Below are 1,223 nucleotides of genomic sequence, written 5' to 3' on the forward strand. Positions count from 1 at the left end.
CCAGCAGGCCGCCATGCCCTACATGGTTGCGCTCATGGACACGCCCTACAAGCGCGAGATCATCGAAGCCCTGCGCGCGGCCGGCTCCCAGGAGAGTCCGGAGCAGGTCGAGCAGCGGATTCAGCAGGAGGTGCAGGCCGCGCTGTCCAAGGCCGGGCACGACCTCAAGGCGCGCGAGTTGGAGATGAAGGAGCGCCTCACGGATGCTCAGATCAAGAAGGTGATGGCCGACGCCGTACAGGTGGGCGTGCAGGCCGCCTTCTCGGCGATGCAGGGCGGGGCCCAGGTAGCCATGAATCCTGCCATCGCGCCCATTGCCGACGCCATCATGCAGGGCGCTGGCTACCAGAAGCCCAATCCAGGCGGCGACGACCCGAACTTTCCTGTGCCTGGCGTTGCGGCCGGCGGCCCAGCGCCGCAGTCTGGCGGTCCGGGCGCGGCCGGCGACATCGCCCAGGTGCGCGAGAACACCAGCCCCGCATTCCCGCCAATCCCTCAGGAGCCGGCGCGCGGCATGCAGGGCATCGAGACTGCCGCGCCCGACGACAACCTGCCGCAGGGCAGTTGAATCCATTGGCTTCGGCCAGCGCCGCCTTCGGGCGGCGTTTTCATTGCCACTCTGTCTAGGGTTGGCCTTTCCTCTCCCGCTTTTTGACACTGCTTCCAAGCCGGAGCGCGTGTCGCTGTGGCGATGACTGCGGCGCTTCGGCGCTGCGGATTCAAGAGCAGATGGCGCGGCGCCCAGGCGCTGCTCCGGATTGCTGGCCCATGCGGCCACGGCGATATGTGGCGGGACAGGCATGACGACATCACAACAGGATTCTTTTGAAAGCGCGGGCGGCGAATTGTCGGCCGATCAGTTGACCCAGATGCTCAACGCTGGGTTGCATGGCGATACCTCGGCAGCGTCCGAGGAACCCGGCGGCGCGCCAGCGACCGCCACTGATCCGGCAAACACTCCTGCTGCACCCGCTGTGGAAGCGGTAGCGAAGACCGGGGGCGATGCTGCGCCGGCTGAGCCAGACCCGGCACATGCCGTGGTGCTGGCCAAGGATGGCAAGCACACCATCCCCTACGAGAAGTTGGAACAGGCACGCCAGGGCGAACAGCGCTGGAAGTCTGAGGCTGAGCGCGAGACCGCCCGTGCCGCAGCAGCAGAGGCCGCCCTGGCCGAGCTGCAGGCGCAGGCGGGCCAGCGCGCGGCCGATGGAAAGGCCCCGACC

The 1,223-nt window shown here is 67.8% G+C and carries 2 pseudogenes; both read left to right on the forward strand.

From position 1 onward, the window contains the following. Positions 1–568, forward strand: a pseudogene (locus tag L995_RS04725) (hypothetical protein); the annotation flags it as partial. A gap of 190 nt (positions 569–758) precedes the next feature. Then, positions 759–1,223: pseudogene (locus tag L995_RS32770) on the forward strand (hypothetical protein); the annotation flags it as partial.

Source organism: Delftia sp. ZNC0008 (genome assembly GCF_000799035.1).
Classification (GTDB): domain Bacteria; phylum Pseudomonadota; class Gammaproteobacteria; order Burkholderiales; family Burkholderiaceae_C; genus Comamonas; species Comamonas tsuruhatensis.